The 8,770-nt window shown below is 54.1% G+C and carries 5 protein-coding genes; 2 read left to right on the top strand and 3 right to left on the bottom strand.

Translation table 11 applies throughout. From position 1 onward, the window contains the following. Positions 1-244: 244 nt before the first annotated feature. Both putP and putA read right to left on the bottom strand, forming a co-directional pair. A complete protein-coding gene (gene putP / locus LG323_RS08725) occupies positions 245-1,729 on the bottom strand; it encodes a sodium/proline symporter PutP (RefSeq protein WP_404414967.1) in 1,485 nt (494 codons plus the stop codon). A 177-nt stretch (positions 1,730-1,906) separates the two neighbouring features. Beyond that, positions 1,907-5,137 carry a bifunctional proline dehydrogenase/L-glutamate gamma-semialdehyde dehydrogenase PutA gene (putA, locus tag LG323_RS08720; RefSeq protein ID WP_404414963.1) on the bottom strand — a complete coding sequence of 1,077 codons (3,231 nt, stop codon included), beginning with the start codon at positions 5,135-5,137 and terminating at the stop codon, positions 1,907-1,909. Positions 5,138-5,265: 128 nt separating this feature from the next. Between putA and LG323_RS08715 the strand changes: the two genes are divergently transcribed. Both LG323_RS08715 and LG323_RS08710 read left to right on the top strand, forming a co-directional pair. Further along, a complete protein-coding gene (locus LG323_RS08715) occupies positions 5,266-6,015 on the top strand; it encodes a helix-turn-helix domain-containing protein (RefSeq protein WP_404414960.1) in 750 nt (249 codons plus the stop codon). Positions 6,016-6,204: 189 nt separating this feature from the next. After that, a complete protein-coding gene (locus LG323_RS08710; protein WP_404414958.1) occupies positions 6,205-6,639 on the top strand; it encodes a c-type cytochrome in 435 nt (144 codons plus the stop codon). 71 nt (positions 6,640-6,710) lie between these two features. Here LG323_RS08710 and rep read toward each other — a convergent pair whose 3' ends face one another. After that, positions 6,711-8,747: a DNA helicase Rep gene (gene rep / locus LG323_RS08705; RefSeq protein WP_404414955.1), complete on the bottom strand. Its 2,037-nt coding sequence runs from the start codon at positions 8,745-8,747 to the stop codon at positions 6,711-6,713. Positions 8,748-8,770 lie beyond the last annotated feature (23 nt).

The following is an 8,770-nucleotide window of genomic DNA, read 5'->3' as shown; positions in this document are numbered from 1 at the left end:
GGGTTTCTAAGCTGACAGGAAAAATGGCGTATTCGCCTGATGGGAGTGTTCTTGAAGGGTTTGAGGGGTTATGCTGGGATTGTAATAAAATGATTTAAAATTTGATTTTTTTCTTTATGACAAAATAAATAAACGCATTCTCCCATATATTAGTTAGATTTCATTTGTTATAGGTTGAATCAATAAATATTTATGCTGTTTACATAACATTTCGGTCGTCCCTGACCTGAAATGTTGCAAAATGTTACGACTGCGCTTCTTTAACCACGGCATCAAATTCATCCAGAATTTCTTGCTCGGGTTCGGGACTGACCAGGCTCATCACGATCATGGCGATACCGGCCAGAATGAAGCCAGGTACAATTTCGTAAAGGGCAAAGATACCACCGGTCATATTGGCCCAGACGACCACGGTGACCCCGCCGACCACGATACCAGCCATGGCACCCAGGGCAGTGGAACGTTTCCAGAAAAGGGCCAGCAGCAGAACCGGACCAAAGGTGGCACCAAAGCCTGCCCAGGCATAGGACACCAGATCCAGTACGGTGCTGTCTTCATTCAGAGCCAGCAACATCGCCGCAATAGCGATCACAATCACCGCAATACGCCCGATTTTGACCAGCTCCTTCTGGGTGGCATCCTTGCGGAAGATGGACTTGTAAAAGTCCTCGGTCAGTGCAGAAGAAGACACCAGCAACTGGGAATCTGCTGTCGACATGACCGCCGCCAGGATGGCTGCCAGAAGAATACCGGCAATCACCGGATGGAAGAGAGCGTTGACCATCACCATGAACACCGTTTCACCATCACCCAGACCACTATCCAGATAAACAGTACCGATCAAACCGGTCAGCATGGCACCCAAAAGGGCCAGGGCTGTCCAGGTTACAGCAATACGCCGGGCAGCTGGAATGCGTTTATGTGAAGTGATAGCCGCAAAACGGGCCAGGATGTGAGGCTGACCAAAGTAACCCAGGCCCCAGGCAAGCGAGCTGACAATACCGATAAAGCTCAGGGCGGTGCCTGTCTCATCACTGAACCAGGTTAAAAGGTTGGGGTTGAGGTCACGAATGCTGGAGAAGGTGGCATTGATGCCGCCCAGTTCACCCATCGCCCAAAGAGGCACTATGGCCAGGGCTGCAGCCATCATCAAGCCCTGCAGAAGGTCTGTCCAGGAGACCGCCAGAAAGCCACCAAACATGGTGTAGGAGACGACAGCCAGGGTGCCAAGAATAACCGCAACTTTATAATCCAGATCAAAGACCGTTTCAAACAGCTTGCCGCCAGCAACCAGGCCGGAAGAGGTATAAAAGAGGAAAAACAGCAGTATGAAGAGCGCTGAAACCACGCGCAGCATATTGGTTTTATCCCGGAAGCGCTGCTCCAGAAACTCGGGCAAAGTCAGAGAGTCGCTTGCCTTGAAGCTGTAAAGGCGCAAGCGAGGTGCCATAAACAGCCAGTTCAACCAGGTGCCGGCCAAAAGGCCGATGCCGATCCAGCTGGCACTCAGGCCTGAAGCAAAGGCTGCACCAGGCAGACCCAAAAGCAACCAGCCGGACATATCAGATGCCCCGGCGGAAAGAGCCGAACTCCAGGGACCCAAACCACGGCCCCCCAGAATATAATCGGAAAGATCCTGCGTTCTTTGGTAAGCGATCCAGCCGATACCCATGATTACCGCGAGATACACGATAAAGGTCCAGCCGACCGCAGCATTGCTTTCAATCATAATGTCACCTTTATTGGCTTGTTATTGTTTGATGCGTTTTACAGGATCGTGAATAGCTAACAGCAAGGTTGCTTGCGCCAAGCGCATTGGAGACAGCGTAGCGCACTGGTTGAGGTATCAAGAGTCCAGTGGCAAACAAACTGCCCTGCAAAAGTAAAAACTATTCAGTTGACCCCATCATTCACTGACATCTTCGTCAGATTGTGCCAGCAAGCTGGCATTGCCACCGATAGCAGCGGTATTGATTGTGCGGGTGCGTTCAGTGGCAAACCGCAAAAGGTAATGAGGCCCACCTGCCTTGGGCCCCGTACCTGACAGCCCCATACCGCCAAAGGGCTGGACTCCAACAACCGCACCGATCATGTTGCGGTTGACATAAACATTACCGACACGCACCTTGCTGTCGATATAATCAGCAAAACTTTCATTACGGCTCTGGATGCCGAAAGTCAGGCCATAACCACTGCGATTGATGCTGTCGATCACCTCATCCAGCTCCGTTGACTTGTAACGAAGAACATGCAGGATGGGGCCAAACTGCTCTTTTTCCAGCTCATCCAGGCTTTCCAGCTGTAGGGCCACTGGTGCCACAAACTCCCCTTTTTCCTGCAGATCCTGGGGAACCTGGGTTTCGGCCAGGATGCGCCCCTGTTGGCGAAACTTATCCACATGGGCTTGCAGATTCTTGCGTGCAGCCTCATCAATGACAGGGCCAACATCCGTCGCGGGGTCGCGGGGGTCACCCAGCTGCAGCTCCTGCATGGCCCCGGCAAGGATGTCCATCACCTTGTCAGCAATATCTTCTTGTAAATATAGCACACGCAGAGCAGAGCACCTTTGTCCGGCGCTAGTAAAAGAGGATTCAACTACATCGGCCACCACCTGTTCAGGTAGAGCGGTGGAATCCACGATCATGGCATTCTGGCCTCCGGTTTCAGCAACCAGAGCAGCAAGAGGTGCTTTTTCACGGGCTGCCAGGGTGCGGTTAATCACCTGAGCCGTTTCGGTGGAGCCGGTAAAGGCAACCCCTGTGACTCGGGGGTCAGAAGTCAGCACCGGGCCGATATCCTTGCCCAAACCGGGTAGGAGTTGAATCACATCGCGCGGCATACCGGCCTCATAGATCAGTTCCATGCAGCGGCAGGCAACCAGAGAGGTCTGCTCGGCAGGCTTGGCCAATACGGTGTTGCCGGAAACAGCCGCAGCCAACACCTGGCCCAGGAAGATGGCCACCGGGAAGTTCCAGGGGCTGATGGCGACAAAAACGCCTTTGCCGGTCAGGTAAAGTTCATTGGACTCACCGGTAGGCCCTGGCATTACGGTTGTTTCACCAAAGAGCTTTTCTGCCTGCAGAGCATAGTAGCGACAGAAATCCACAGCTTCGCGAATTTCTGCAACTCCGTCGGCCAGTTGTTTGCCGCCTTCGCGAGCACAGATGGCCATCAATTCCGGCAGGTGTTCTTCCAAACTGTCACCAATCTTGCGCAGCAAGGCCGCTCGCTCAGCAACAGGTACAGCATTCCAGTCAGGGAAGGCTTGGTGGGCAACATCCAGTGCGGCTTTGGCTTGCTCTTCACTGGTCCACTGAATTTCCCCAACAAGCTGATTTTTATCAAAAGGGCTGACCACCGGGTGTTTCAGTTGCGGGTCATTGGCCAGGGAGGTTCCCAGCAGGGGTTGCCCCTGCCATTGATGCTTGTCCCAGGCGTGAATGGAATCGAGCAGGGGTTCAAGTTGGCTGTTGATCATCAAATTTATACCTTTGGAGTTTTTGCGGTGAGTACCATAGATATCCAGGGGGAGAGGAATCTGGGGGTTGCGATAGCTCTTTTTGTTAGCCAGCTGTTCCAGGGGGTGGCGGCAGAGACCTTCCACCGGAACCCGCTCATCAACCAGCTGGTGAACAAAGGACGAGTTGGCCCCATTTTCCAGCAAACGGCGCACCAGATAGGGGAGGAGATCCTTGTGCGCACCGACCGGAGCATAAATACGGCAGTAGGTGCCCTGGGGTGCGCGTTTGAGAGCCTGGTTGTAAAGGGCTTCACCCATGCCATGCAGGCGCTGGAATTCAATCGGTCTTTCCCCCGCCATATCCAGCAGACAGGTCAGGGTGTGAGCATTGTGAGTGGCAAACTGGGGAAAAATACGCCCTTTGGTTGTTTCGGAAAGCAGGTAGCGGGCACAGGCCAGATAGGCAATGTCGGTATTGGCTTTGCGGGTGAAGACCGGGTAACCGCTCAAACCTTCAACCTGGGCCAGTTTGATTTCGGTATCCCAGTAGGCCCCCTTGACCAGACGCACAGGGATTTCATCGCCCTGCTCAGCAGCAAGACGGGTCAACCAGTGGAGGGTGGGTAAAGCCCGTTTAGCATAAGCCTGAACCACCAGGCCCAGCTTGCCCCAGCCCTTGCCTTCCTGACGGTAAACCTTTTCAAAAACCTCCAGGGAGAGCTCCAGGCGATCGGCTTCTTCCGCATCCAGGGTCAGGGCAACATCCAGCTCTCTGGCCCGTCCCACCAACTCGCCCAAGCGTGCAGATAACTCCGTCAGAATGCGTTCCCTTTTGCCCCTTTCGTAACGGGGGTGCAGAGCGGAAAGCTTGATGGACACGGAGGGAGGCGGAGCTTCCGCAGTGGTTTTGGTATCCGCCTGACCCACCAGCTCGATGGCTTCCAGGTAGGCATCAAAATAGCGCAGGGCATCCTTGTCTGTTCTGGCGGCCTCGCCCAGCATGTCAAAAGAGTAGGTGTAGCCTTTTTTGAACAGGGGTTTGCCGTTTTTCAGGGCTTCGGGAAGCGTGCGGCCCAGAACAAATTGATGCCCCATCAGCTTCATGGATTGTGCCATTACCTGGCGAACCACCGGCTCCCCCAGCCGGGTCACCAGGCGGTTGAGAACCGGAACTGGCTTGTTATCACGTTTGTCCACACCCACAACCCGCCCAGTAAGCATCAACCCCCAGGTGGAGGCGTTGACCAGCAAAGAGTCGCTCTGGCCCAGGTGGCGTTTCCAGTCGGCAATGGAGAGCTTGTCACGAATCAGGTCTTCGGCCGTGCGGGAGTCGGGGATGCGCAGCAGGGCTTCGGCCAGACACATCAGCAGTACCCCTTCCTGGGTATCCAGGCTATATTGCTGGAGGAGCCGATCGATGCTGTCAATGGCATCCTCCTGGCTGCGCACTTCCCGAACCAGTTCGGCAGTCTGGTCAGCCAGGCGTTTAAAGTCTTCCGGCTGATGGTTGAGCAGGGTGACCAGCTCCTGCATGAAGGTATCTTCATCCACCATGTAATGCTGGCTGAGGCTGTTGAGTAGCTCTGGCAAATCCTGTTGCAGGTCAGGATTGAGCAGCTGCTGGGCATTCAGGTGCTCAGTTGTATTCTGTTGATGCAGGGGGTGAATAGAGGGCATGACAATTGCTCCGGTATTTGTTTTTTGACCTTGGTTAGCAGTTTGGTTGCCCGGAGGAATTTTGTCTTGATTGAAAATCAGAAGCTTTTGTTCCAGACTCAGATAACAGCCTCCTTCAGGTGATATCCATGCAACCCCGAATACGTAGCTTTCCGTTACCGACCCTTTGCTTGCACCATGATCATAGTTACCACCAGCTGGTTATTGCTCTGTCCGGCAGTGCCGAATTTGAGATAGCCGGTTATGGGGGGCGTGTGGATGCCATGCATGGTTGTCTGGTGCCCTCAGGAGAAACCCACTTTTATGAAGGTTTGGGAAAGAACCAGCATGTGGTGATGGATTTTCCGCTGCATACTGCAACCCGAGAGCTGGAAAGGTTGTTTGATCGACCGCGTTATTTCACAGCCGATTCCAGCCTGCGCTTGCTACTGGGTTTTCTGGATAAAGAACAGAAACTCTGGCAGGAATCAGCGGATGCTGTTGAAGGCATGTCAAAGGTGTTTCTGGGCAGTCTGTACCAGCGGCTCTTTGAACAACCCCTGGCTTTACCTGCCCCCAAGGGTCGTCTGGATCTGGTCAAGCTGGAAGTCTACATTCAGCAGCATTTGTCGGAACCCCTGCCGGTCACCCGTCTGGCTGAGGTGGCCTGTGTCAGTCCCGGACATTTTCATGCCCTCTTTCGTGAAGCCACCGGAACCACACCGGGCCAGTATCTGACCCAGGCGCGTCTGGAACGAGCCCAGGATCTGCTGCGCGAAACCCGCTTCTCCATGAGCGTCATTGCCGAAAAAGTGGGCTTTGCCAGTCAAAGCTCTCTGACCCACGCTTTCCGGCGTTATCTGGGCAGAACACCGGCCGAGTTCAGGAAAGTTCATTAATCTTTTTGCGGTTAAATGTCGCTGCCTGCCTAAGGTATTAGTGTAAGTGGTTACGCACTCTGACTTTCTTGGGTATAATTCCGCTACCAATTTTTTAGCTACGAAGTAAAAACACAGGCTGTGCTCGGCAAAGGCTTGCGAGCTGTATCCGGTTGGCCTGAAAAAACCAGACGACTAGAGGTGGTGAGAGTGAAACAACGAATTCAGGTGACCCGCATTCTGGCGGCAGCGGCAATTTTAGGTTTGGGTGCTTTGCTGGCTCTGCAGGCGCAGGCAAAAACAGCCTCTGCTGATGAAATCGCCGAACGTTTGCAGCCTGCCGGTGAACTTTGCCTTGAGGGTATGGATTGCGGTGGTGCCGCCGTTGAAGAAGCATCCGGCCCTGCCAGATCCGGTGAGGAAGTCTATACCAGCGTTTGTGCGGCCTGTCACGACAGCGGTGCTGCTGGTGCCCCCGTTATTGGTGATGCAGCAGCCTGGGGTGATCGCCTGGATAAATCCATGGATGATCTGGCCAGCAGTGTGATCAACGGCCTGGGCGCGATGCCTCCCCGTGGTGGCAGTAATGCTTCTGATGAAGAAGTCATGAATGCGGTTGAATACCTGGTGGAAGCCAGCCAGTAACAGCGGCTGAGCTGTCCCTTATGAAAAGCCCTGGCCGGAACTTCCAGCCAGGGTTTTTTGCTGTCAGGCTTTTAACTTTTTAACAACTCCCGCAGGGCACTGGCCCGACTCTGGTTACGTTGCCTTTTTTCCTCCGGGGATTCTTTTTGTTCCCCTTTGCGTCCTTTCCATTCCAGATCTTCGGCGGGCAGTTCGTCCAGAAAACGGCTGGGTGTGCAGTTGAGCATCTCCCCGTAGGTTTTGCGCTGGCGGGCCAGGGTTAGAGTCAGGTGTTGCTGGGCGCGGGTGATGCCCACATAGGCCAAACGCCGCTCTTCCTCCAGGGTGTCGGCTTCGATGGAGTTGCGATGCGGAAGCAGCTCTTCTTCCATGCCCATCAAAAAGACCTGGGGAAATTCCAGCCCTTTGGAGGCGTGCAGAGTCAGTAGCTGAACCTTGTCGGAGTCATCCTCTTCCTCCTGTTGCTCCAGCAGATCCCGCAGCACCAGGCGGGCAATGGCCTCCTTGATGCTGGCTTCGGGGTTGTCGGCCTGCATGCGCTTGAGGGTTTCCGCCAGGGAGTCGATCAGGGTCCAGATATTGGCATAACGCCTTTCCGCAACGGTGGGTGAGCTGGCATTCTGATGCAGCCAGGCTTCGTAATCCATGTCGCGGATCATTTCTCCAATGGCGGCGATGGCATCGTCTCTTTCACAGCGTTGAATAATGTCATCCAGCCAGTGGGTGAAGCGGCGCAGGCGCTCGACCTGGCGTTCATTCAGGTATTGCTCCAGTCCCAGTTCATGGCAGGCCGCAAAAAGACTGACCTCGCGATCCTTGGCATAGATGGCGAGTTTTTCCAGAATGGCCGGGCCAATTTCCCGGCGGGGAATATTGATGATGCGCAAAAAAGCATTGTCGTCCGCAGGATTTATCAGCAGACGCAGGTAGGCCATGATGTCCTTGATTTCATTGCGGGCAAAAAAACTGGTGCCGCCGCTGATTTTATAGGGAATCTGCAGGGCCTGAAGCTTGATTTCCAGAATGCGTGCTTGAAAATTGCCTCGATAGAGAACCGCAAAATCCTTCCAGTGACGGTTTTCCTTGAGCTTGCGGGTCATAATCTCACCGGCAATGCGCTCAGCTTCGGCATCCTCGCTGGCACACTCAATCACCTTGATGGGATCACCAAAACCCAGTTGGCTCCAGAGGTTTTTTTCGTGCAAATGGGGATTGTTGGCAATCAACTGGTTGGCGACCTTGAGGATGCGCCCGGTGGAGCGATAATTCTGTTCCAGCTTGATGATTTTCAGGTTGGCGAAGTCATCACTCAACTGGTTGAGGTTTTCCGGCCGGGCACCGCGCCAGGCATAAATGGATTGGTCATCGTCGCCCACCACCGTGAAGGTTTTGCGCAAATGGGTCAGGTGTTTGACCAGGCGATACTGACTGATGTTGGTGTCCTGATACTCATCCACCAGCAGGTAGTGCAGCTTGTGTTGCCACTTTTCCAGAACTTCGGGATGCTGCTGAAAGAGCAGCACCGGCAGGCGAATCAGGTCATCAAAATCCACGGCATTATAGGCTTTGAGGTGGCGGTTGTAGCTTTCATAAACCTGGGCGGCCAGCTGTTGGGATTCATCTTCGGCCAGAGACAGGGCAACAGCGGGCTCCACCAGATCATTTTTCCAGTTGGAAATCAGATGCAGAACCTGGTTGATGATGTCGGCATCTACCTGAGCGTCCTTGTGCATCAGATCACGAATCAGGGCACGGGTGTCCTCGGTGTCAAACAGGGAAAAACCACTCTTGTAGCCCAGGTGTTTGACTTCCTTGCGGATGATATCCAGACCCAGAGAATGGAAGGTGGAAACCGTCAGTCCCTTGGCTTCTTCGCGACTGAGCATCTTGCCCACACGTTCACGCATTTCCCGGGCGGCCTTGTTGGTGAAGGTCACCGCACAGATATTTCTGGCTGCCATGCCTCTGTCCCGAATCAGATAGGCAATCTTGCTGGTGATCACGCTGGTCTTGCCGGAACCGGCCCCAGCCAGAACCAGCAAAGGGCTGGTGACCTGGGTTACGGCCTCCAGCTGGCGGTCATTGAGTCGGGAAAGAATAGCCTTCATGGGTCTGCCTGATGATTGCAAAG

This window comes from Marinospirillum sp., from assembly GCF_044810985.1.
Classification (GTDB): Bacteria; Pseudomonadota; Gammaproteobacteria; order Pseudomonadales; family Halomonadaceae; genus Marinospirillum.
The sequence above is the reverse complement of the archived record's forward strand: the minus strand, read 5'-3'. Positions and strand labels throughout refer to the sequence as shown.